Source organism: Scandinavium goeteborgense, assembly GCF_003935895.2.
In the GTDB taxonomy this organism is placed as follows: domain Bacteria; phylum Pseudomonadota; class Gammaproteobacteria; order Enterobacterales; family Enterobacteriaceae; genus Scandinavium; species Scandinavium goeteborgense.
Genome location: NZ_CP054058.1, coordinates 1,450,089 through 1,473,581, shown reverse-complemented (window position 1 = coordinate 1,473,581; position 23,493 = coordinate 1,450,089). Strand labels below are relative to the sequence as shown.

Annotated in this window: 21 protein-coding genes; 10 read left to right on the top strand and 11 right to left on the bottom strand. The window is 55.9% G+C overall.

Features of this window, described 5'->3' with window-relative positions:
- Positions 1 to 22: 22 nt before the first annotated feature.
- The 3 genes from A8O29_RS07750 to A8O29_RS07740 all read right to left on the bottom strand — a co-directional run bounded on the left by A8O29_RS07750 (position 23) and on the right by A8O29_RS07740 (position 5,130).
- Positions 23 to 2,455, bottom strand: coding sequence for a putative bifunctional diguanylate cyclase/phosphodiesterase (locus A8O29_RS07750; RefSeq protein WP_246316645.1), 2,433 nt, complete (start codon positions 2,453 to 2,455; stop codon positions 23 to 25).
- Between the two features lie 114 nt (positions 2,456 to 2,569).
- Positions 2,570 to 4,000, bottom strand: a complete 1,431-nt coding sequence (locus tag A8O29_RS07745; protein ID WP_125354293.1) for a GGDEF domain-containing protein — start codon at positions 3,998 to 4,000, stop codon at positions 2,570 to 2,572.
- A 215-nt stretch (positions 4,001 to 4,215) separates the two neighbouring features.
- Positions 4,216 to 5,130 carry a LysR family transcriptional regulator gene (locus A8O29_RS07740; protein ID WP_125354294.1) on the bottom strand — a complete coding sequence of 305 codons (915 nt, stop codon included), beginning with the start codon at positions 5,128 to 5,130 and terminating at the stop codon, positions 4,216 to 4,218.
- A gap of 222 nt (positions 5,131 to 5,352) precedes the next feature.
- Here A8O29_RS07740 and A8O29_RS07735 point away from each other — a divergent pair, with 222 nt between their 5' ends.
- The 3 genes from A8O29_RS07735 to A8O29_RS07725 all read left to right on the top strand — a co-directional run bounded on the left by A8O29_RS07735 (position 5,353) and on the right by A8O29_RS07725 (position 6,758).
- The gene (locus A8O29_RS07735) at positions 5,353 to 5,682 is read left to right on the top strand and encodes an RcnB family protein (RefSeq protein ID WP_125354295.1); all 330 of its coding nucleotides are present in this window, start codon (positions 5,353 to 5,355) and stop codon (positions 5,680 to 5,682) included.
- A 65-nt stretch (positions 5,683 to 5,747) separates the two neighbouring features.
- Positions 5,748 to 6,173, top strand: a complete 426-nt coding sequence (locus A8O29_RS07730; protein ID WP_125354296.1) for a GNAT family N-acetyltransferase — start codon at positions 5,748 to 5,750, stop codon at positions 6,171 to 6,173.
- Positions 6,174 to 6,308: 135 nt separating this feature from the next.
- The gene (locus tag A8O29_RS07725) at positions 6,309 to 6,758 is read left to right on the top strand and encodes a hypothetical protein (RefSeq protein ID WP_125354297.1); all 450 of its coding nucleotides are present in this window, start codon (positions 6,309 to 6,311) and stop codon (positions 6,756 to 6,758) included.
- Between the two features lie 66 nt (positions 6,759 to 6,824).
- Here the strand turns inward: A8O29_RS07725 and apbC are convergent, their stop codons facing one another.
- Positions 6,825 to 7,934: an iron-sulfur cluster carrier protein ApbC gene (gene apbC, locus A8O29_RS07720; protein ID WP_125354298.1), complete on the bottom strand. Its 1,110-nt coding sequence runs from the start codon at positions 7,932 to 7,934 to the stop codon at positions 6,825 to 6,827.
- 163 nt (positions 7,935 to 8,097) lie between these two features.
- On the opposite strand from apbC, the gene metG reads away from it, so the two are divergent.
- Positions 8,098 to 10,131: a methionine--tRNA ligase gene (gene metG / locus A8O29_RS07715; RefSeq protein WP_125354342.1), complete on the top strand. Its 2,034-nt coding sequence runs from the start codon at positions 8,098 to 8,100 to the stop codon at positions 10,129 to 10,131.
- A gap of 44 nt (positions 10,132 to 10,175) precedes the next feature.
- Here the strand turns inward: metG and A8O29_RS07710 are convergent, their stop codons facing one another.
- The 3 genes from A8O29_RS07710 to A8O29_RS07700 are packed head-to-tail and all read right to left on the bottom strand — an operon-like array spanning position 10,176 to position 13,101.
- On the bottom strand, positions 10,176 to 10,655 hold the full coding sequence (locus tag A8O29_RS07710; RefSeq protein ID WP_110509475.1) for a YehS family protein: 480 nt from the start codon (positions 10,653 to 10,655) through the stop codon (positions 10,176 to 10,178).
- A 44-nt stretch (positions 10,656 to 10,699) separates the two neighbouring features.
- On the bottom strand, positions 10,700 to 11,419 hold the full coding sequence (gene btsR, locus A8O29_RS07705) for a two-component system response regulator BtsR (protein ID WP_125354299.1): 720 nt from the start codon (positions 11,417 to 11,419) through the stop codon (positions 10,700 to 10,702).
- Complete coding sequence (locus A8O29_RS07700; protein ID WP_125354300.1) at positions 11,413 to 13,101, bottom strand: sensor histidine kinase; 1,689 nt, start codon at positions 13,099 to 13,101, stop codon at positions 11,413 to 11,415. The genes btsR and A8O29_RS07700 overlap by 7 nt, the downstream gene beginning before the upstream one ends.
- 211 nt (positions 13,102 to 13,312) lie before the next feature.
- Between A8O29_RS07700 and mlrA the strand changes: the two genes are divergently transcribed.
- Positions 13,313 to 14,044: an HTH-type transcriptional regulator MlrA gene (gene mlrA / locus A8O29_RS07695; protein WP_125354301.1), complete on the top strand. Its 732-nt coding sequence runs from the start codon at positions 13,313 to 13,315 to the stop codon at positions 14,042 to 14,044.
- Between the two features lie 59 nt (positions 14,045 to 14,103).
- A complete protein-coding gene (locus A8O29_RS07690) occupies positions 14,104 to 14,217 on the top strand; it encodes a protein YohO (RefSeq protein ID WP_110509471.1) in 114 nt (37 codons plus the stop codon).
- Here the strand turns inward: A8O29_RS07690 and A8O29_RS07685 are convergent.
- Genes A8O29_RS07685 through osmF form a run of 4 tightly spaced genes read right to left on the bottom strand, consistent with a single transcriptional unit; the run spans position 14,192 to position 17,932 of the window.
- A complete protein-coding gene (locus A8O29_RS07685) occupies positions 14,192 to 14,929 on the bottom strand; it encodes an ABC transporter permease (protein WP_133460339.1) in 738 nt (245 codons plus the stop codon). The two genes, A8O29_RS07690 and A8O29_RS07685, sit on opposite strands and share 26 nt — an antisense overlap.
- The gene (locus A8O29_RS07680) at positions 14,913 to 15,860 is read right to left on the bottom strand and encodes an ABC transporter ATP-binding protein (protein WP_125354302.1); all 948 of its coding nucleotides are present in this window, start codon (positions 15,858 to 15,860) and stop codon (positions 14,913 to 14,915) included. The genes A8O29_RS07685 and A8O29_RS07680 overlap by 17 nt, the downstream gene beginning before the upstream one ends.
- A complete protein-coding gene (locus tag A8O29_RS07675; RefSeq protein WP_125354303.1) occupies positions 15,853 to 17,010 on the bottom strand; it encodes an ABC transporter permease in 1,158 nt (385 codons plus the stop codon). Before A8O29_RS07675 ends, A8O29_RS07680 begins: the two co-directional genes overlap by 8 nt.
- 4 nt (positions 17,011 to 17,014) lie before the next feature.
- Positions 17,015 to 17,932 carry a glycine betaine ABC transporter substrate-binding protein OsmF gene (gene osmF, locus A8O29_RS07670; protein WP_125354304.1) on the bottom strand — a complete coding sequence of 306 codons (918 nt, stop codon included), beginning with the start codon at positions 17,930 to 17,932 and terminating at the stop codon, positions 17,015 to 17,017.
- A gap of 373 nt (positions 17,933 to 18,305) precedes the next feature.
- On the opposite strand from osmF, the gene A8O29_RS07665 reads away from it, so the two are divergent.
- The 4 genes from A8O29_RS07665 (at position 18,306) to A8O29_RS07650 (ending at position 23,493) form a co-directional block, all read left to right on the top strand.
- A complete protein-coding gene (locus A8O29_RS07665; protein WP_125354305.1) occupies positions 18,306 to 19,160 on the top strand; it encodes a winged helix-turn-helix domain-containing protein in 855 nt (284 codons plus the stop codon).
- A gap of 431 nt (positions 19,161 to 19,591) precedes the next feature.
- A complete protein-coding gene (locus A8O29_RS07660; RefSeq protein ID WP_125354306.1) occupies positions 19,592 to 20,128 on the top strand; it encodes a fimbrial protein in 537 nt (178 codons plus the stop codon).
- 67 nt (positions 20,129 to 20,195) lie between these two features.
- Positions 20,196 to 20,954, top strand: coding sequence for a fimbria/pilus periplasmic chaperone (locus tag A8O29_RS07655; protein WP_420854017.1), 759 nt, complete (start codon positions 20,196 to 20,198; stop codon positions 20,952 to 20,954).
- Positions 20,935 to 23,493, top strand: coding sequence for a fimbrial outer membrane usher protein (locus A8O29_RS07650; protein ID WP_125354308.1), 2,559 nt, complete (start codon positions 20,935 to 20,937; stop codon positions 23,491 to 23,493). Before A8O29_RS07655 ends, A8O29_RS07650 begins: the two co-directional genes overlap by 20 nt.

The window sequence follows — 23,493 nt, the reverse complement described above, 5'->3', positions numbered from 1 at the left end:
GCCTCGGTTTCCGCTCAGCCTTTTATTCGGGCTGCACAATAAACTGACCATTAGCCGTCACAAAATCGGCAAACGGTTTTGGTCGTGAGTAATAGTATCCCTGTGCCAGATCGCACCCCATTTCGTGCAGCTTGGCGGCCATTTCGGCGGTTTCCACCCCTTCAGCCACCAGCGGCACCTCGAAGCTGCGCGACAGCATCAGCACAGAGGCAATAACCGCTTCACTTTTCTTGTCTTCCAGCACGTTTCTCACAAAGCCACGGTCGATTTTCAGACAGTCGAACGGCAGGGAATGCAGATAAGACAGGCTCGAGTAGCCGGAACCGAAATCATCGATCGCCACAGAAATGCCCAGGCGGCGCAGATACGCGAGGATCTCGACGATCCGGTGTGTGTCATGCAGCAGCACACTTTCGGTGATCTCGATGCAGATATTGTTGTTGTGCAGTTCATAGCGATGAATGCACTCCAGCAGATGACGGGAGAAATCCGCCTGCTGCAGCTGTACCGCAGAGATATTGATGTGCAGTTTGAAGTCAGGCGGCGCGCCACGGGCGATAAACGTCGCCAGCTCGCGGCAGGCGGTGTCGATTATCCATTTGCCCAGCGGGACGATCATGCCGGTGTGTTCGGCCAGAGCGATGAACCTGTCCGGCGGCACGAAGCCCAGCACGTTGGACTGCCAGCGAATCAGGCACTCCCCTTCCGTACACTGCACCTGTTCCGCAAACGGCACGATAGGCTGCAACACAAGGTGGAAACCTTCGGTTTGCAGATCGTCGCGCAGGGCCTGGTGCAGACGCAGGTTGTTAACCTCTTCTTCACGCATTTCTGGCGTATAGAGATCGCATGCGCCGTTGCGCTGATTCTGGGTGTGCTGCACGGCAAGGCTGACGTTACGCAGGCACTCGCTGAAGCCTTCTTCGGTCAGCGGTTCGATAATCATCCCGGCGTGACCGGTAAAGATATGCGATTCACCGGCAATTTCCGCCGACTGTTCGCGGAATACGGAGGTGATCACGCCGCGATACCACGCCACGTCTTTGCTTTCATACGTCCCGGTAAAGGCGATGATGAACGTGTCTTCGCGGTCGCGACAGCACAGGGCGCCTTCCGGCAAAATGCTGCGCAGGCGTTCCGCAAAGGACTGAATAAACTCTTTCGCCAGCGCGCTACCGAGCGCATTTTTGACGGAATTGAAGTTGCTGACCTTGATCATCGCCAGCAGATTGCGGTTGTCATACAGCGCAGGCGTGTGCATCAGGCCGCCGAGCGTCAGGAAGCCGGTTTCCGCATCTTCTTCAAGACTGGTACGCTGCGCGCCCATCGACGGCATCAGCTCAGCCACGCGTTCAAGTTCTTCGTTTAGCGTCTTCAGTTCCGGGAAAGTCCGCTTTTTGCTCTCTTTTTTCCACGGCTTGAAACCCATCTCTTTGACCTTCCCGGCCGTCTCTTTCAGCGAGCCGGTGAAACGCAGGATAACCAGGCTGATTGCCGCCATCAGCAGCAGAATCACCGCCGCGCTGGCGAGCGTAATCATCAAATGCTGCTGACGGGTCGTTGCCAGCGTCGCCTGATGCGGCGCAACCAGCACGCCGTGCCATTTGAGCAGGTACTCACTGTCGCGCACGTCAAAGGTCTTCGCCATAAAGCGTTTACCGTTGACGTGGAATGAGGTCAATTTATCGCAGTTGCAGTCTTCCGTTTCGTGAGTCAGCGAAGACGGCAATTTGTCAGGCATCATCGCGTTATCGGTGCTGGCCACCACGTGCTGGTCTTCGTCCAGAATCAGCAGGGAGTAATCTTTACTCGGCAGCAGTTGTGCCAGATAGCCGCTCATTTTGGCAGGCATCAGTCCGGTAGAAATCACCCCGGCAAACTGTCCTTCTTTGGTGTATATCGGCAGATGATAGGTCGCGATATGGCCTTTAACGCCGGGTTCGCTTATCCACCACGGGTTACGCTGATGCTGCGCGATGTGGAACCACGAGAAGCTGTTGACGTTGAAATTGTTGACCGATTTAACGATGTTGCTTTGCTCGCTAATCCCGCTGTAGGTGATGAGCTGCGTCGGATCCTGCGGAGTGCTTCGCTCAAGGAAAATACGCCCGGTGGTGCTGTCGCGTTTTACGGAGAAGTAGTTTCCGTTGGCATCGGTCCAGGAGAAGCTTTGCATCGCCTGCATATCGGCAAAAGCACGAGAACCTAAATAGACTAACTCTGGGCGCACCATGCCATCATCGACGGCGGCCTGGCCTCCCTGGAGGAATTTCTGCATCAACAAGCTGAGCTGGTGCGGGTTGTCGAGAAAATCTCCCAGCTTGAGCTGAACCATCTCACTCTGTGTGTTTAACAATTGCTCGTTCATCAGATTACCCGCTTTACGGGACTGATAGTTGAGCAGACCGGTGGCGCACAGGATCATGACCAGCAGCGCGACCAGCAAAATTATCATCACACTTTTCAGCAAAGTGAATGGGTAGGCTTTTAGGGAAGACTTTTCCATAGCTTGGGTGATTGCATTAGCTCTAGCGTTAAAAGAGGTAAAAATTAAAGTGTGCCTTTTGCCTTAAGAGGCAGAAGGCACCAGAAGTTTGTCCATGACAGCAGGTGCGGCAGAGGTGCGGTTACGCCCTGCTTTTTTCGATTGATACAGGTATCGGTCGGCTTCGGAGAGCAGTTTGTCAAAGGCATCGACCAGCTGGCGCCGTGCGGCCTGGCCGTGGCTCAGTCCGATACTGACGGTCAGGGAAAGCGTGTCCCCTTCCCAGTTCACTTCCATCTGTTCAATCTCGGCACGAATCTCTTCTGCCAGAAGGTAGCCGTTATCTCCGCAGGCATCTGGCATGACGACGGCAAACTCTTCGCCGCCCATACGCGCCACAATGCCCTTCTCACCCACCACGTCTTTGACCCGGCGAGCAAATTCGGTCAATACGCTGTCGCCGCAGTCGTGGCCGTGCGTATCGTTGATGCTTTTGAAATGGTCGATGTCCAGCAGCAGTACGTTCAGCGCGGTATTGACCGTTTTCTCATCCTGCAAACGTAATTTTTCATACAGGCCAAAACGCGAATGCACGCGGGTCAGATAGTCGTAATTGGCGCGGGCCGACAGCTGTTTAACCAGCATGTTGATAGCCTGTACGCTCACGGCAACCATCACCGGGCTGATGGCCACAGAGGCAATCCCCATGCGCGCAGAAACAATCTGGGTGATATGTCCGGAAATACCGTTATAAACCCAATGAGAATCCACCATCAGCACTTCGGCGATGCCCGTTAGCTGTGTCAGCAAACAGGTCACTGGCAGCGAATAACTGATCGCACACCAAATCAGCGCCGGCAGCGTTACCGCCAGGCTGCCGATCCCCCCGCTGTGCGAAGAGGCAACGATAGACAAAATCAGCAGGCTGAGCGGCATCACCTGGAGAAGATCGAATTTTTTGGGCACCAGGCTGCCAGTCCAGGTCAGAAGGAAAGGCAGGACCAACACGCTGGTAGAAAATTGCTCGCTGAACCAGACCGAATAAATATCGAGGAAGGTCTGATGGGACGTCAGTCCAAACGCGTAGCTTCCGAGCAGAGAAGAAATTAATGCCGTCAACAGACAATAACTGTAGAGACGCAGGACGTTAATTTTCAGCTGCTCTTCCGGCGTTTTCTTCTCATATAAAATGGCTTTCGTCAGAATAACGACGAACGACATATTAGAGATCGTGATCAGGACCGAACCCGCATCATTATTACCGGACGCAGCATTAGCCAGCAGCACAACCAATGAACAAATTAAATAGTTATGCGGCCGATTTAAAAAGGGGAAGCGTAAAAACAGACCCACCAATAAGGCATTTAACGGCCAGAAAAGAGCCAAGTGCCCAGCTTGCTGCATCACGCTGCTGGCAAGAAAAAGGACTAGCGTCGTCACCGTCAGGGCGACGGTGTTAAATAGCGTATTTTCTTCCTTCAGCAATGTCGAAGGATGAATCGTCAATTTATGCATGGGTCACTAGTTACTCTGGGATAGCTGCCTGGTGCAGACAGGTTTGGCTTACAGAGAATACGCATCCATACGTAAGGCGACAAACATAAACGGGTTCAAAAATAAACATTAACAATGTTATTTAGGATGTAATTAACATGTTTAACGTTAAATTTGGGCGGGTGCGCGATAATAAAAAAATTGAAATCATTGCTTATTATCGCGACAAAAGGCGGTTAACGATCCGGCATATGTTGCATTATTGTGGCGCATTTTTCTGACACTGCGTCATACAATAAACGCACCGCCGTGGAGAGCTGTTTTCGGTGCGGGCAAATCATATTCAGCGGAACCTTATCCCCCTGATAATCCGGTAGAATAATGTTCAGTCGCCCTTGAGCAATATCGTCGCTGACGTCGAGCCAGGATTTGTTGGCAATCCCCTCGCCCGCGATAGCCAGCCGTCGAATGACCTCGGCGTCGTCGCTCATTACGCTGCTGTTGACCTGAACTTCCTGCATCTGCCCGTCACGTATAAACGTCCAGCGATCGTAAACGCGCCCGCGTAGAATATAGGTCAGCACGTCGTGCTGGCGTAATTCTTCCGGCGTTTTTGGCACCTCGTGACGCGCAATCCATTCCGGTGACGCCACCAGCACACGGCGGTTTTCAGACGCTACCGGTAATGAAATAAAGGACGCATCATCGTTATTGCCGTAGCGAAACGCGACATCCACCGGATCCTTGAACACGTCGGTCAGGCTGTCGGAAAAGAGTATCCGCAGGCGCAGCGCCGGGTGACGTTGACGAAAAGCCTGAAACACCGACAACAGCAGGTTACGACCAAGATCGGACGGCACGGCAATCTGCAACGTACCGCGAACTTCATCTTCCGGGGCCTGTATTTGTTGCAGCCCGGCATGCAAGGTGTCGAGCATTTGGGTGGCGAACGGCAGCCAGGTTTCCCCTTCCGGCGTAAGGCGCAGGCTGCGGGTCGAACGCGCAAATAAGCGGATATTGAGCTGCGTTTCCAGGCGCTTAATCGCCGCGCTCACCTGCGCAGGCGGCAGTCCCGCCTCGCGCGCCGCTTCGCTAAAACTGCCCAACGCCGCCGCGCGAACAAACAACGTTAAGTCTTCCAGTCTGAGCATTTCTTTCTCCTGCTGATAACTCTGTGCATTGTAAGCACAAAACCCGGAATCGTCTCAAAATGCCTGACAGCCGCGCCAGCACCTGCCTTACACAGTATTCTTTCGAGGTTTACTTACACTTTTTGCCTGTAAAGAGCTTGCCAGCAGACGGTTTCATCGGGAATGATACGGGGCGATAAATTTAAGTCCAGGCTGTCTAGCAAATGTATGTGTGGAGAAGGTATGCGTAAAACAAAAATGATGCTTCTGGGCGTACTGCTGGCAACAGCAGGTGCGGTATCAGCTGCACCGGCAACAGTGCCAACTTCTGGGATTCAGAAATACGAGTTAAAAGATTTTATTGCTGATTTCACCCATTTCAACATCGGTGATAGCGTGCCAGCAATGTACCGTTCGCAAGAGTACAACATCAAACAGTGGCAGTTGCGTAACCTGCCTGCCCCGGATGCGGGTAGCCACTGGACTTACATGGGCGGCAACTACGTCCTGATTGGCGACACCGACGGCAAGATTATGAAGATCTACGATGGTGAGATTTTCTATCATCGTTAATGCTGCAAGCTGTGAGCGTTAATCGTGACGCTCACAGTGTCTTCTGAATTAACCTGGAGAACGTGATGATCATTCGCCCAGGACATCCTTCTGACCGTCCTTTCCTGCGCACCTTATACCTTCATGCACGTAAAATCAGCTGGCCGTGGGCCGACAGGAGCGACTGGCAGCTGGAAGATTTTGATGCCGCTACGCTCGATGAAACCGTGTGGGTCGCTGAAATTGATGGCCACCGCGTCGGGTTTGCTTCCGTCTGGGAACGCGATAACTTTCTGCATAACCTGTTTGTTGACCCCGACTGGCAGGGTCAGGGCGTGGGTGCCGCGCTGCTTGAGCAGGTACAAACGACCTTTACCAGCACCGGTGCGCTGAAGTGCCTGATACAGAATGAGCAGGCACTAACGTTTTATCATCATCACGGCTGGCATACCGAAGCCCGCGGCGCATCACCGGATGGCGATTACTGGTTATTGCATTACCGTCTACGCTGACGCCCCATCCGCATACATTTTTATCATTCAATTTTGGGAGCTTCCTTCAGGGATTAGCCCTTGTCAGCGTCACGTCAGAGTTTACAATGCACTGTATATATAACCAGTCACTGCCACACTCTGGAGAAGACCATCATGGAAGCGCCCGCCGTCTGGACCCACCCTCTGCTCTATGTTGACATAGAACCCCAAACTGACTTCGCCGAAGCCGCCGCCCACTGCGAAAAGCTGGCCGCCGGTGCGCTGGATACTGAGCATCTGCCAACGCAGCATGAGCTTTACCAGCGTCTGCACGAATGCCTGACCCAGTTACAACCCACGCTGCTTGAGCCGATTGATGAAAATCAGATGGCGCAGTTTACCGTCAGCACCCTGCCCCGCACTCGCCCAGCCATGGACACTGAAAGCGAACTGCTGTGCGAGTATTGTCTGGCGCTGAGCCACCTGTTATCGGGCAACCCGCTGAGCATCAGCGTAGAAGAGACGTTGCAGGGCCTGCTGTATGAGCTGACCGCGTTTATGACCGATACCATGCTGGCCCCGCGCTGGTTATCCACCCCGCAAGGGTTGCAGCCTACCACCTGAAAAAGGCATAAAAAAAGCCACCCACGGTGGCTTTCTGTTCAGCGCGTAACGTCTGCGAGCAAGTGCTTACACGGCGCGGAAGGCAATCTCACCGGGGATGACTTCGCCCTGCCAGTAAAGTTGCGCGGCCACGCGGCCTGCCAGCTGGCGATACAGGGTGGTGAATTCACTGTCCGGACGCGCGACGACCGTTGGCGTGCCGCGGTCGAGGTCTTCACGCAGGCTGATATGCAGCGGCATCTGTCCCAGCAGCTGGGTGTGATACTGCTGTGCCAGACGCTCTGCGCCACCGGTGCCAAAAATGGGCTCGTGGTGGCCGCAGTTGCTGCACACGTGCATGCTCATGTTCTCGACGATACCGAGCACCGGGACTTCGACCTTCTCGAACATCACGATGCCTTTTTTCGCGTCGATCAGCGCAATGTCCTGCGGGGTAGTGACCACCAGTGCGCCGGTGACCGGAATGTTCTGCGCCAGCGTCAACTGAATGTCACCGGTGCCTGGCGGCATATCCAGTATCAGATAATCGAGATCCGGCCACATCGTTTCTTGCAGCATCTGCAACAGCGCTTTGCTGGCCATCGGGCCACGCCAGACCATCGCGTTGTCATCGGTCACCAGGTAACCAATCGAGTTGGTGGCCAGGTTGAATTTCATGATTGGCGCCATGTGGGTGCCATCAGGGGACGTCGGGCGTTCGCCTTCTGCGCCGATCATCATCGGCACGGACGGGCCATAAATGTCGGCGTCAAGAATGCCGACTTTTGCGCCTTCAGCGGCCAGCGCCAGCGCCAGGTTTACCGCGGTAGACGATTTACCCACGCCGCCTTTGCCGGAACTCACGGCAACGATATTCTTCACGCCGTTAATGCCTGGCTGATTTTTAACGCGTTTCAGCGTGGCAATCGCATGCGACAGCTTCCAGTCGACCGCTTTCGCACCGGTAATGCGCAGCAGGTCAGCGCTGCATTGTTCTTTCAGCTCTTCAAACGCGCTCTGCCAGGCGAACGGCATCTGGATTTCAACGTGAATGATGTCATCGAGCCACGCCACATGGTGCAACGCTTTCAGGGCCGTAAGGTTGTGCTTCAGGGTTGGGTGCTGAAAGTTGGCCAGCGTACCCGCGACCATCGCACGCAGGCGCTCCGGGGATTTGGCCTGGGATTGTGAATTCATCCCGACTCCTTTGTCGTTATTCTGGAAGAACTAATTGTAACTGCGAGTGCGACGCGGAGGTAACAATTATTCAGATATGGATTAATGTCCCACTCGCGTAGCGGATTATTTGGCGTTTTGGTAATATCGACACCCCCTTCAAAAGCAGGAAGTAATGTTCACTATGACTCAAGTCGCGAAAAAAATTCTGGTAACGTGCGCACTGCCGTACGCCAACGGCTCCATCCACCTCGGTCATATGCTGGAGCATATCCAGGCTGATGTCTGGGTCCGTTACCAGCGAATGCGCGGCCATCAGGTCAATTTCATCTGCGCCGATGACGCCCACGGCACGCCTATCATGCTGAAAGCTCAGCAGCTTGGCATCTCCCCAGAGCAGATGATTGCCGAAATGAGTCAGGAACATCAGACCGATTTCGCCGGCTTTAACATCAGCTATGACAACTACCACTCAACGCACAGCGATGAGAACCGTGAGCTGTCCGAGCTTATCTACGGCCGCCTGAAAGAGAACGGTTTTATCAAAAACCGCACTATCTCTCAGCTTTACGACCCGGAAAAAGGCATGTTCCTGCCGGATCGTTTCGTGAAAGGTACCTGCCCGAAATGTAAATCCCCGGATCAGTACGGCGATAACTGCGAAGTGTGCGGCGCGACCTACAGCCCAACCGAGCTTATCGAGCCGAAATCCGTAGTATCCGGCGCTACGCCAGTGATGCGTGAGTCTGAGCACTTCTTCTTCGATCTGCCATCCTTTAGCGAAATGCTGCAGGCATGGACCCGCAGCGGCGCGCTGCAGGAGCAGGTCGCGAACAAAATGCAAGAGTGGTTCGAGCACGGTCTGCAGCAGTGGGATATCTCCCGCGATGCGCCGTACTTTGGCTTTGAAATCCCAGGCGCACCGGGTAAATACTTCTACGTCTGGCTGGACGCGCCAATTGGCTACATGGGTTCCTTCAAGAACCTGTGCGACAAACGCGGCGATACCACCAGCTTCGACGAATACTGGAAAAAAGATTCCGACGCCGAGCTGTATCACTTCATCGGTAAAGACATCGTTTATTTCCACAGCCTGTTCTGGCCTGCGATGCTGGAAGGCAGCGGTTTCCGTAAACCGACCAACCTGTTCGTCCACGGCTACGTGACGGTGAACGGTGCGAAGATGTCCAAATCTCGCGGCACCTTCATCAAGGCCAGCACCTGGCTGAACCATTTCGATGCCGACAGCCTGCGCTACTACTACACCGCGAAACTCTCTTCCCGCATCGACGATATCGACCTTAACCTCGAAGATTTCGTGCAGCGCGTGAACGCCGATATCGTGAATAAAGTCGTGAACCTGGCGTCCCGTAATGCGGGCTTCATCGCCAAACGCTTTGACGGCGTGCTGGCGGCGGAACTGGCTGACCCTGAGCTGTACAAAACCTTCATCGACGCTGCACAGTCTATTGGCGACGCGTGGGAAAGCCGTGAATTCGGTAAAGCCGTGCGTGAAATCATGGCGCTGGCTGACCTTGCCAACCGCTATGTTGACGAGCAGGCTCCGTGGGTCGTGGCAAAACAGGAAGGCCGCGATGCTGACCTGCAGTCCATCTGCTCCATGGGTATCAACCTGTTCCGCGTGCTGATGACCTACCTGAAGCCGGTGCTGCCGATGCTGTCAGAACGTACCGAAGCGTTCCTTAACACGGAACTGAGCTGGAACAGCATTCAGCAGCCGCTGCTTAGCCACAAGGTAAACACCTTCAAGGCGCTGTATAACCGCATCGACATGAAGCAGGTTGAAGCCCTGGTTGAGGCGTCTAAAGAAGAAGTGAAAGCCCTGAGTGCGCCGGTGACTGGCTCGCTGGCGGATGACCCGATTCAGGAAACCATTACCTTTGACGATTTCGCCAAAGTCGACATGCGCATTGCGCTGATTGAAAACGCCGAGTTTGTTGACGGTTCTGACAAGCTGCTGCGCCTGACGCTGGATATCGGCGGTGAGAAACGCAACGTCTTCTCCGGGATCCGTTCTGCGTATCCTGATCCACAGGCGCTGATTGGTCGTCTGACGATGATGGTGGCAAACCTTGCGCCGCGTAAAATGCGCTTCGGTATTTCCGAAGGAATGGTGATGGCCGCAGGTCCTGGCGGGAAAGATATTTTCCTGTTAAGCCCGGACAGCGGTGCGCAGCCTGGTCAGCAGGTTAAATAATGAAGAAGGCCGGATGATTATCCGGCCTTTTTTTTATGCGTCGTTTAGGCTTTCTTTTCAGGCTTCGGATTAAAACGAGCCGTCAACCCTCGCAGGAAATAGCGCAAGAACTGATCGCCGCATTCGCGGTAATTTTTATGATCCGGCGCGCGCATCATGGCGGTAATTTCCGGCATCGAAACGCGGAACTGCTGCTCGGTCAGAATAGCCAGAATATCATCGGTTTTGAGTGAGAACGCGATACGCAGCTTTTTCAGCACCAGGTTATTGGTCATGCGGCGTTCTGTCACCAGCGCCGGGGCAGATTCATCTTTCCCGCGCTTGTCGTAGATAAGTCCGTTGAGCAACAGCGACAGCATAATGTCCGGGCAGCGCTGAAAACCGGCGTCATCTTCTTTACGCACCCAGGCATCGATCATCTCTGGCGTGGCAACGGCTTCCGCCAGCGCCCACAGGCGAACCAGACCGGCATTATTGGTTTTCAGGATGTAGCGCAGGCTACGGATGATATCGTTACTGATCATAGCGTCTTAAACTTGTATTTGGACAAAGGCGAAGTGTACCAGTTTTACAGCCCTAACGCCTCTTTCAGACTCTTAAGATAGCGACGACTCACCGGCACGGTTTGTCCGGCACGCAGCAATAACTCTGCCTGACCGTTCTCTTCCAGGCGAATCTCTTTCAGGTGCGACATATTCACCAGATGCTGACGATGACAGCGCAGCAGTGGCGTGCGGCTTTCCAGGGTGCGCAGCGTCAGCTCGGTGTAACCTTCTTTACCCGCGCCGTCGGTGACATACACGCCGCTCATGCGGCTGCTGACAAACGCCACATCTTCCATCTGTAACAGCCAAATCCGGCTATGCCCGGTGCAGGGGATGAATTTCAGCGCCTGCTGGCTTTCGCCGAACACCGAGATATCCTGCTGGCAGCGCTCCTGCCGCAAACGACCGAGGGTTTTATCCAGCCGCTTCTCTTCGATAGGCTTGAGCAGATAATCAAAAGCGTGTTCTTCAAACGCCTTCACCGCGTATTCGTCAAAGGCGGTGAGAAACACCACCCACGGACGGTGCTCCGGGTCGAGCATGCCGATCATTTCCAGCCCGCTGATACGCGGCATCTGAATATCGAGAAACACCACATCGGGCCGCAAATGATGCACCGCGCCAATGCCTTCTACCGCGTTGTCGCATTCACCTACGATTTCAATATCGGCCTGCTTCTCCAGCAAAAAGCGCAGATTTTCCCGCGCCAGCGGCTCATCATCGACAATTAACACCTTCAGCATGCATTTTCCTCCACAGGCAGTCGCAGGGTAATACGGGTAAAAATGTCCGGCTCGCAGGTGACGGTTATTCCGCATTCGTCGCCGAAGCGCGCGCGCAGCCGTTTATCCACCAGCGTCATGCCCAGGCCGTTTGCCTGAGCGTCAGGCTGATACAGCCCGGCGTTATCTTCAATATCCAGTTGCAGCCAGCGCTGATGCAGGCTCGCCTGCACCGTGATTTCGCCGATCCCCAGATGCTGCGAGGTGCCGTGTTTAATCGCATTTTCCACTATTGGTTGCAGGGTAAACGCCGGTAGCTGGTGATGGGCCAGCGCAGGCGGCACGTTGAGATGCACCTGCAACCGCGCCTGGAAGCGCGCTTTCTCAATTTGCAGATACGCATTCACATGCTCAATTTCATCGGCCAGGGTGACAATTTCCGACGGGCGTTTGAGATTTTTGCGGAAGAAGGTCGACAAATACTGCACCAACTGCCCGGCCTGTTCGCTGTCGCGGCGGATCACCGCTTTCAAAGTATTCAGGGCGTTAAACAGGAAATGCGGATTGACCTGGGCGTGCAGCAGCTTAATTTCTGACTGGGTCAGCAGCGCCTTTTGCCGCTCGTATTGCCCGGCGAGGATCTGCGCCGACAGCAGCTGGGCGATGCCCTCTCCCAACGTGCGGTTGATGGAGCTGAACAGACGGTTTTTGGCTTCATACAGTTTAATAGTGCCAATTACTCGCTGATTTTCGCCGCGCAGTGGGATAACCAGCGTCGAGCCGAGTTTGCAGTTAGGGTGAATCGAGCAGCGGTACGGTACTTCGTTGCCGTCGGCGTACACCACTTCCCCGCTGTCGATGGCTTTCTGGGTATAGCGCGAGGAAATCGGTTTGCCGGGCAGGTGGTGATCGTCGCCGATCCCAGTGAACGCCAGAAGCTTTTCACGATCCGTTATCGCCACCGCGCCGATATCCAGCTCCTGAATCAGCACCTGCGCCACCCGCATGCTGTTTTCCTCGTTAAAGCCTTGCCGCAAGATCCCTTCGGTCGAGGCCGCCACTTTTAGCGCGGTGGTGGAAAACGCTGAGGTGTATTTCTCAAACATCGCCCGTTTGTCGAGCAGGATGCGCATGAACAGCGCGGCGCCGACGGTATTGGTGACCATCATCGGCGCGGCAATGCTTTGCACCAGATGCAGCGCGTCGCTAAACGGACGGGCAATCAGCAGGATTATCAACATCTGCACCATTTCGGCGACGAAGGTGACTACGCCCGCGGTCAACGGATTAAAGACCTTATCGCTGCGCCCACGTCGCACCAGCACGCTGTGCACCAGCCCGCCCAGCAGGCCTTCCACAAAGGTCGACACCATGCAGCTCAATGCGGTCATTCCACCCATCGAATAACGGTGCAGCCCGCCGGTCAGCCCGACCAGACCGCCTACCACCGGGCCGCCAAGCAGGCCGCCCATCACCGCGCCGATGGCACGGGTGTTGGCTATCGAATCTTCGATGTGCAGACCGAAATAGGTCCCAAGAATGCAAAAAATGGAGAACGTGACGTAGCACAGCAGCTTGTGAGGCAGACGCACAGTGACCTGCATTAACGGAATGAACAGGCGCGTTTTGCTCATCAGCCAGGCGATAACCAGAAACACGCACATCTGCTGAAGCAGCAGCAACACCAGATTAAATTCGTACATACCTGCAAACCACATAAACTTTGAAAGCGCGTAACATACACGTTGTAACTATCTGTTTCCTTGACCGCCCAGGCAAAACGCGAAATTCCTGCCGCCGATCACACTTTTCGCTGACCTGACGCGGCTTTTCTGAACAAAAAACGAGCGAATTTTCCTGGTTCGACGAACACCGACTACAGTTATGATGGGGATGCGCGAGCTGAGGTGAGAGATGGCGCTTTACACGATAGGTGAAGTGGCTCTGCTTTGTGATATTAATCCGGTGACGCTGCGTGCCTGGCAGCGCCGTTACGGACTGTTAAAGCCCCAGCGAACCGATGGTGGCCATCGGCTGTTTAACGATGGTGACATCGACAGAATTCGCGAAATCAAACGCTGGATAGAAACCGGCGTGCAGGTCAGTAAAGTCAAAACGCTGCTTATTGAAGCCACCGCCGAACAGCAGAACGGCTGGCGAGAGCATCAGGAAACGCTGCTGCGCTTTTTGCAGGGCGGCAATCTCAACCGGCTGCGACTGTGGATCAAAGAACGCGGGCGCGATTATCCCGCCCAGACGCTGGTTTCCCATCTGTTCATTCCGCTCAGACTGCGCTTACAAAGCTCCCAGCCGACGCTGCAAACCTTGTTAAGCGTGCTGGATGGGGTGCTGATCAACTACATTTCAGTGTGCATGGCCTCGGCGCGAAAACGCCAGGGCCGCGATGCGCTGGTCGTCGGCTGGAACATTACCGACACCACCCGGCTGTGGCTCGAAGGCTGGGTCGCCTGCGAACAAGGCTGGCGCGTGGACGTGCTGGCGCACTCGCTACAGCAACTGCGCCCGGAGTTGTTTGACGGTCAAACCCTGCTGGTGTGGTGCGGTGACAGCTCCACCGTGGGGCAACAGACACAGTTGCAGCAGTGGCACGATCAGGGGCTAAACGTGCTGCGACTGGGAAATTAAGGGTTCATTAACAAGCGTGCTTCATCATATAATCGGCGGGTTAACATAAGGAGCACATGATGAAACCTGCCAAACTGGCTATGATCACCCTCTTCGTTCTAATGGCCGTGGGCGGCGTTGGCGGCGTAATGCTTGCGGGCTACTCCTTTATCGTCCGCGGTGGTGTCGGCTGAGTAACCTCGCCAGACGCTCAAACGCCCGGTCAACCAGGATTGCAGCCAGCGCGACCAGCACCGCTCCCTGAATCACATACGCCGTATTAAACCCGCTTAGGCCAATGATAATCGGCGTCCCGAGGGTGTTGGCCCCCACCGTTGACGCTATGGTCGCGGTGCCGATATTCACAATGACCGAAATGCGGATCCCGGCGATCATCACCGGAGCGGCCAGCGGCAGTTCCACTTTCAGCAGCCGCTGCCAGCCATTCATCCCCATCCCCTGCGCCACGCTCAATACGCTCGATGGCACCGATGCCAGCCCGGCCAGCGTGCCTTGTAAAACAGGCAAGATGCCGTACAGGATCAGCGCAATAATCGCCGGTTCACGGCCAAAGCCCATCACCGGGACTGCAATCGCCAGCACCGCCACCGGTGGAAACGTCTGCCCCATCGCGGCAATGGTTTCCACCAGCGAGCGAAATTCACGGCCCGCCGGGCGCGTCACCGCAATCCCGGCCCCCACGCCAACCACCGTTGCTACCAGGCTCGACACGCCCACCAGCGAGAAATGCGCCAGCGTCAGCGACCAGAAACTTTGCTGCTGATAGACCGGCCGCGGCAGCTCAGGGAACATTGCGCTGAACAGCGGCCCGCTGTAGGGCATCAGCGCCAGCAGCGCGATAAACAGCAACAACAGCCAGACAAGCGGATCACGCACGACCTTCACGGGAGTCCTCCCCACGCAGCAGATCGGCAAAATGCAGCGATCCGCACGGCGTACCGTCATCGTTCACCACCGGCAGCACTTCGCTGCGGCGCGCCACAAACAATGACAGCGCCTCACGCAGCGACATTGACGCCCGCAGCGGCTCACCTGAAATGTGCTCTTCGTGGCGGACATAGTCCCCGACGCCACGCAACGACAGCAGCCGCACGCCCAGCTCGCTGCGGCCAAAAAATTCACGCACAAAATCGTTTTCCGGCGCGGTCAGCATCGACAACGGCGTGCCCTGCTGAACCACTTCGCCGTTATCCATCAGCACCAGATGATCGGCCAGACGCAGCGCTTCGTCGATATCGTGCGTCACCAGCACGATGGTACGTCCTAGCAGCTGATGAATGCGGCGCATCTCCTGCTGTAGCGCCCCGCGCGTCACCGGGTCGAGAGCGCCAAAGGGTTCATCCATCAGTAATACTTCAGGATTGGCCGCCAGCGCGCGGGCCACGCCGACGCGCTGCTGCTGACCACCGGAAAGCTGATGCGGCAGGCGATCGCGCAAAGAGGCATCCAGCCCCAGCAGCGCCATCAGTTCGTCAACGCGCTCATTGATGCGTCCCCGCGTCCATTTCTGCAACTGCGGCACGGTGGCAATGTTTTGCGCCACCGTCCAGTGAGGAAACAGGCCAATCGACTGAATGGCGTATCCCATCCTGCGGCGCAGCGCCAGCACCGGCTGCTGGCGAATATCTTCCCCGGCGAAGCGAATGGTGCCGCTGTCATGCTCCTCCAGGCGATTAATCATCTTCAACGTGGTGGATTTTCCGGACCCCGAGGTCCCGATAAGCACCGAAAAAGCACCCTCTTTCAGATTCAGATCGAGGTTTTTCACCGCCGCTTTGCCGTCAAAGATTTTGCTTACCTGCTGAAATTCAATCATGGGCTTCTCCTCCCAGTAAGGCTATCCACAGGCTGAACAGCGCATCCACTACCACCGCCATCGCAATCACCGGAATAACGCCAAGCAACACCAGGTCGAGCGCACTGCTCAACAAGCCCTGAAATACCAATGCACCAAAACCGCCCGCGCCGATCAGCGCCGCCACCACCGCCATACCGACCGTTTGCACGGTGACCACCCGCAGGCTGCGCAACAGCACCGGCAGCGCCAGCGGGAGCTGGACTTTCCAGAAGCGCTGGGTCTGGCTCATGCCCATTGCCGACGCGCTTTCAAGCACATCAGCGGCCACCTGCTGCATACCGGTGACCACGCCTCGCACCAGCGGCAGCAGAGCGTACAGCACCAGCGCAATCAGCGCGGGCGTCAGGCCAGTACCGCCAATGCCCCAGGCCGACAGCCACGGGAAATGTTTCACCAGCCCGGCGAGCGGCGCAATCAGCAGGCCGAACAGAGCCACAGAGGGGATCGTTTGAATAATATTGAGGACGGTGAAAACGCGGGTCTGCCGCCCCTGATGACGCCAGCACCACAGCCCGAGCGGGACGCCAATCAGCAGGCCCGGCAGCAGCGTGCCGAACAGCAAAATCAGGTGTTGCTGCAACGCGCTGTCGAACACGTCCTGACGGTTGAAATACTCTTTCATCAGCGACAGTGAATCGAGTTCACCGGACAACAGCAGCGCCACCGGGATAATCCAGATTTGTGCATTCAGCAGCCAGCGCCAGAGCGATTTCTGGGTGAGCCGCCGAATTGCCTCGCTGCAAATCAACAGCGCCACCGCCAGCCAAAGCCACAGGCCACTGCCCGGCGAGGTGCGCGCCAGCGGGCTGCCGCTTTGTGCCAGCGTCGTCGCCGCTTTACCGCCGCTCCACAGCAGAAGAATAAACAGGACCTGCGCCAGAACCAGCGTCAACGCCAACGCCCCCCGGCCTCGCAGCAGGCTCAAGCCCACGAAGACCAGCGGCACGATAAGCAACAGCGCAGGCGGGAAAGTCCAGATTTGCCACAGCTGGCGGCTTTCGCCAGAGACCAGCCGGTTAGGCGCATAATTCACGAAGGGTAACGCTGCGGCTGCCAGTGCAATCAGCACCAGCAGCAGCAGAACCCGGTTATGACAGGATATTCGCACGTACTTACTTCACCAGTCCCTGTTGTTTCAGCCAGTCAGCGGCCACTTTCTTCGCATCCAGCCCTTCCACCGCGATGCTGGCATTCAGTTTTTGCAGCGTTTTCGCGTCCAGTTTTTCAAACACTGGCTTCAGCCATTCCGGGATTTGCGGATAGGCTTTCAGCACCGCCTCGCGGATCACCGGGGTTGGGGCATAGATTGGCTGAACGCCTTTCGGATCGGTCAGCGTTTGCAGGCCCAAAGCCGCCACCGGACCATCGGTACCGTAAGCCATCGCCGCGTTCACGCCGGAGGTTTGCTGCGCCGCCGCTTTGATGGTCACCGCAGTGTCACCGCCCGCCAGTGATAATAGCTGACCCTGGTCGAGTTTGAAGTCGTAGGCTTTTTCGAAAGCGGGCAGCGCGTCCGGACGCTCAATAAATTCTGCCGACGCCGCCAGTTTGAAGGTGCCGCCCTTTTTCAGGTACGCGCTCAAATCCGCCAGCGAGGTGAGTTTGTTCTTCTCTGCCATATCCTGGCGCACCGCGATGGTCCAGGTATTATTCGCCGGGGACGGCGTCAGCCAGATCAGTTTGTTCTGCTCGGCATCGAGTTTTTTCACTTTCTCGTAGCCCTGCTGCGCGTTCTTCCACGCAGGGTCGTTATCATCCTTAAAGAAGAATGCCCCGTTACCGGTGTATTCCGGGTAGATATCCAGCTCGCCGGAGGTAATCGCCCCGCGTACAACCGGCGTGGTGCCCAACTGCACTTTGTTCACGGTTTTCACGCCGTGGTTGTCCAGTACCTGCAAGATGATGTTGCCGAGCAGCGCCCCTTCGGTATCAATCTTAGAACCAACCTTTACCGGTTCAGCCGCATGCAGCGGCAAGCTCAGCGCAGCCAACAGCGAAACGCCCGTCATCCACTTCGTTTTATTGTGCATTCTCGTTTCCTCATAAGCCTGCGTTTACAGGAGGTTAGAGAAAGCGTAGACCTGAATCAACGATTTATCATGAAAATAAGTCATTTCCTGAGATGATGCTAAGCCGTCTCAAAAAACGCATAACGCCCCTATCGCTTTGGCAATTTATTAATTGTTTTCTTTACATTCATAGAAAAACATTAAGTCTTCGAATGGTTACGTAAAATTAACCACAAAACGCTTAATAAATGATATAAAACGCTAACTTCCAACCCCCTTGCAAATTAAGATGTTAAGAATCATCCTAAGTGATTAATATTATCATTACATCTTCTTAAAGTTGATTCTAACCAGAAAGGAGTAATACGCACGTCGGGGAATAGTTTTCCCAGGCTTGCCTATTGCATTCACCAGATGGATCCGTGAGATGAAATTCCTTTTTAATAAACACGTTATATTCGATTCTGATACCGGATCGCTGGCTGTTCATGATGAACAGGACGATCCGGTTCAAATCTCAAACCCCACAAAACGCTTATTACTGCTGCTCCTGAACCATCAGGGCGAGGTGGTCAATCGTGAGGTTATATTTAAAAAAGTCTGGGATGACTTTGGGATGGTATCCAGCAATAACAATCTCAATCATTGCATTAGTAAATTAAGACGAATTCTACGTATTTTAGGCCTGGAAGATGAAGTCATCACCACCGTCCCGAAAATGGGCTTTATGTTTCAGGAAGAAATACAAATAGAAGCGTTACCCGAGCCGCCTGATGTTATGCAAGATGAGCCGAGAATAAGAGATATTTCTACGCCTGAATCCTCCGCTTCGGTGAAAACGGAGCAGACAGCGACCTCATCATTGCGCACGGCGAATGTGATGAACTGGTTGTCGATGGTGATCGCCATTACCACGCTGATGGCCTCTGCCTGGTTCTGGTACAACAACCGGCCGCCGGACAGAAAGGAAGTGTTTATGGGCAAAGCCGGAACCTGCAGCGTGATGGTTTCAGAACAATTGCTGCATAGCGGGGACGCCGTCACCTTCAAAAGCGGGCTGATGCGATATGCACAGGACCTGAACCCGCAGTGCAACAGCGATCAGTACCTGCTGGTGATCAAGAGTCGATCGTATAAAACCTGGAGCCAGGAACTGTCTCGCCTCTACTTTATGCGCTGCGCCAACCTTCGGGAAAGCAAAGCGGAAGTCTGCTGGAGTCTGACCGAACCGCCTCATTCCAGCACCTGAGACTTCTGAAAATGCCCCACAGCCCGATGCCTGCATCGGGCTTTTTTACGTCTGACCCCCCTTCGATATTGCGATGCATCAATTTTGGCCGTGCTGCCATGACAACTCACCTTGATCTCATCTGGCAAATCCCCTCCCCATACCCACTCAAAAGCTAAGGATTACGCTTTACACGGCTACATTTTGTTTACATCTTCGTACGAAACGACGGAATTATCATCCTTAAATGAAAGGAATATCCGTCTTTACTGGAATTAAAAACTTAATCATGACCCGTTAATAGTTAATGATTACTCCCCAAAGCAAATGGCTTAGGATTTTTCTTACATGATACCGGACGGCTTTACGAGCGGAATACCGTGTCAGGGCCGGGCAAGGTAGCCATGAGTCATCAATTCATTGTCTCAATAGGACATACAGGAAAACGCATCATGTTGAAAAAAAGTTATCTCACAATTCTGACTGGCGCCCTGCTGGTTTCCGCCAACGCCATGGCCGTTTCTAATAACACCATCAGCTTCCAGGGCGAAGTGACCGACGAAACCTGCTCCATTGCCATCAATGGCAATCAGACCACGCCAGTGGTTCTGCTGCCAACCGTCAGCAGCACCGATTTGGCCGCCAGTGGCGACACCGCCGGTCCCGTCACCTTTGATATCGGCCTGACCGGCTGCACCGGCGACGCGGCTAACGAAACCAAAATATCCACCGTGTTTGTTGGCAACCAGGTCACCACCAACGGCAACCTCGGCAACACCGGCACCGCCGGCAACGTGGAAGTTCAGCTCCTCGACACCACCGGCCTCGAAATCAACCTGACCGACGGCTTCACCGGCGACGGCGACCTGAAACTGGCCGCGGGCGCAAGCGACGCCAGCGCCTCTTATACCGCGCAGTACTACGCCGCGGGTAAAGCCACCGCCGGTACCGTGGAAGCCACCCTGCAGTACGCCGTTTCCTACCAGTAAGTTTGCTTTTGTCTCCGGGGGCGGCACAGCGCCCGGAGACCCCTATCCTCATGGAGTTGTTGTGATGATGAAGGAACCGCTTCGCCACGGAATGCTGGTCTTGCTGGGTGCGGCACTGTTTTGCGCCACCGCCGCGGTCAGTCACGCCAGCGTGACCATTATGGGCAGCCGCATTATCTTCGGCTCTGCGGCCTCGTCGGTGGACGTACAGCTTAAAAACAGCGACAGCTTCCCCTACGTCGTTCAGACCTGGTTCGATGACGGGGACGTCAACGCCAGCCCGCAGGACAGCAGCGCCGTGCCGTTTATCGCCACGCCGCCGATATTCCGCATTCAGCCTAAAGCGGGCCAAATAGTGCGCATTGTGTACAGCAAAACCAAATCGCTGCCTCACGACCGGGAATCGGTGTACTGGTTTAACGCCTTGCAGCTCCCGCCCGCTAATGTTGGCGGGGAACAAAAGCAAAACAAGATGCTGGTGGTGATGCGCACGCGCATCAAGCTGTTTTACCGTCCGGCGTCCCTGGGCCAACCCGGCGAACTGGTCAAAAAGCTCCAGTTAAAAGCGGTGTCTGATGCGAAAAAAGGCGCAGGCGTGGAAATCACCAACCCCAATCCGTGGTTTGCGTCCGTTAGCAACCTGAGCGCCCGCGTGAACGGCATCCACTACGCCATGACTGCCGATATGGTGGCCCCGTTCGCCAGTCGCACCTTCTGGTTATCGGGCAAAGCCAAGGCACCCCAAGGAAAAGGCAGCGTTAACGTCACTCTGGTCAACGATCAGGGCGCAAGGATGAGTGAACATTATGACGTTATCTGGCGCTAATTTTCAGCTCAAGAGCCTGACGGCGCTGATCGGCCTGATCACGGCGCACGCCGCGTGGGGAGAGGAATATTACTTCGACCCGGCGCTGTTTCAGGGTTCCGCCTACGGGCAGAACATTGGCCAGTTCAACCAGCAACACACCGCCGCAGGCAGCTATCTGGTGGACGTTTGGGTCAATGGCACCCAGGTGAAAACCGGGGTAAAAGTCACCTTCCGCCCACCGGCGAACGGCGGCGAGCCGGAGCCGTGCCTGACGCCGTCGGTAATGAAAGCCGTGCAGCTCAAAGCGGTTGATGCCGGGCAAAATGACGACCAGTGCCGCTCACTGGCGGCCTGGGCGCCCGGCGCGAGCTGGGAATTCGAATCTTCAACGCTGCGCTTGCAGTTGGCGATTCCGATGGATGCGCTGGCACGCACGCCGCGCGGGTATATTCCCGCATCCGAATGGGACAGCGGCGCGCTGGCGCTGTTTGTACGCCATAACACCAGCTACACGGTGACCGAAAACAGCGACAGTCACTTTCGCTATCAGTATCTCTGGAGCGGCATCAACGCCGGCACCAACCTCGGCCTGTGGCAGCTACGCCATCAGGGCAACCTGCGCTACGTCGACAGCAGCCAGAATGGCAGCGCCTACCGCTATAACAGCGTGCGCACCTGGGTTCAGCGCCCGATAGAATCGCTCAACAGTGTGATGACCCTCGGCGACAGCTACACCGATTCCAGCCTGTTCGGCAGCCTGTCGTTTAATGGTGTGAAGCTGACCACCGACGAACGCATGTGGCCGCAGGGCAAACGCGGCTACGCGCCCGAAGTGCGCGGCGTGGCGGCAAGCAGCGCCCATGTGGTTATCCGCCAGCTCGGCAAAGTCATTTATGAAACCCATGTCCCGCCTGGCCCGTTCGTTATTGACGACCTGTATAACACCCGCAATCAGGGCGATCTGACCGTCGACGTGGTCGAAGCCAGCGGTAAAATTTCCACCTTCACGGTGCCCTACTCCGCGGTGCCGGATTCCGTGCGCCCGGGTAACTGGCATTACTCGCTGGCACTCGGCCGCGTGCGCCAGTATTACAGCGTGAATAACGATTTCTTCGAAGGCACGTTGCAGCGCGGGGTGAACAATAACGTCACGCTTAATCTGGGCTCGCGGATCGCGGAAGATTATCAGGCGTGGCTGGCGGGCGGCGTGTGGGCCACCGGCTTTGGCGCCTTCGGCATGAACGCCACCTGGTCCAACGCCCGGGTGCAGAACGACGAACGTCAGCAGGGCTGGCGCGCGGAGCTAAGCTACAGCAAAACCTTTACCTCTGGTACCAACCTGGTGCTGGCAGCGTACCGCTATTCCACCAGCGGCTTTCGCGAATTACAGGATGTGCTCGGCGTGCGCCGCGAGCAGACCACCGGCACCGATTACTATTCCGATACCTTGCAACAGCGAAACCGCCTGTCGGCCACCGTCAGCCAGCCTCTGGCGAGTTTCGGCACGCTAAACCTGAGCGCCAGCAGCGCCGACTACTACGGTAATCAATCGCGGATAACCCAGCTGCAAATGGGCTACAGCAACCAGTGGAACAGCATCAGCTACGGGGTCAACGTGGCCCGCCAGCGCACCAGCTGGGACAACAACCGCTTTTACAGCAGCGTGGATGATCCGCAGGACAGCAGCAGCCACCAAAAATACACCGAGACGACGTTCTCCTTTAACGTTTCGGTCCCGTTCGACTGGGGCAACAGCCGTTCGTCGATTGCGATGAACTACAACCAGTCGCGCGAAAGCCGGTCTTCAACGCTGTCGATGAGCGGCTCTGCCGGTGAACACAACGATTTCTCGTGGTCGATGTACGGCGGCTATGAACGCGACCGGAACGGTGCCAACGGCAGCGCCAGCACCTTCGGCGGCAGCATGCAGGAAAACACCCGCATGGGCGCGGTACGCGCCAGCTATGACCAGGGCGAAAACTACCGTCAGAGTGCGCTCGGCGCATCCGGCACCCTTGTGCTGCACCCCGGCGGCCTGACGGTCGGGCCTTACACCAGCGAAACCTTTGCGCTGATCCACGCCGAGGGCGCACAGGGTGCGGTGGTGCAGAACGGTCAGGGCGCGGTGGTCGACAGCTTTGGCTACGCCATCATGCCGTCGCTCTCCCCGTATCGCAGCAACAACGTCAGCCTCGACAGCCGGACCATGACCCGCGATGCGGAACTGACCGGCGGCAGCCAGCGCGTAGTGCCGTATGCCGGGGCCATTGCCCGCGTTAATTTCGCCACCCTGAAAGGCAAGGCGGTGCTTATCAACCTCAAATCCGCCGACGGTCGCGTGCCGCCGATGGGGGCCGATGTGCTCGACGGCGACGGCACGGTTATCGGGATGGTTGGCCAGGGCGGGCAAATTTATGCCCGTATCGCCAGCGCCTCCGGCTCACTGCTGGTGCGTTGGGGCACGGCAGCCAGTCAGACGTGCCGCGTGCGTTATCAGCTCAACCTGGAAAGTCAGGACGAGGTAATCCATTTGAATAAAATCTGTGAAAAGGAGTAG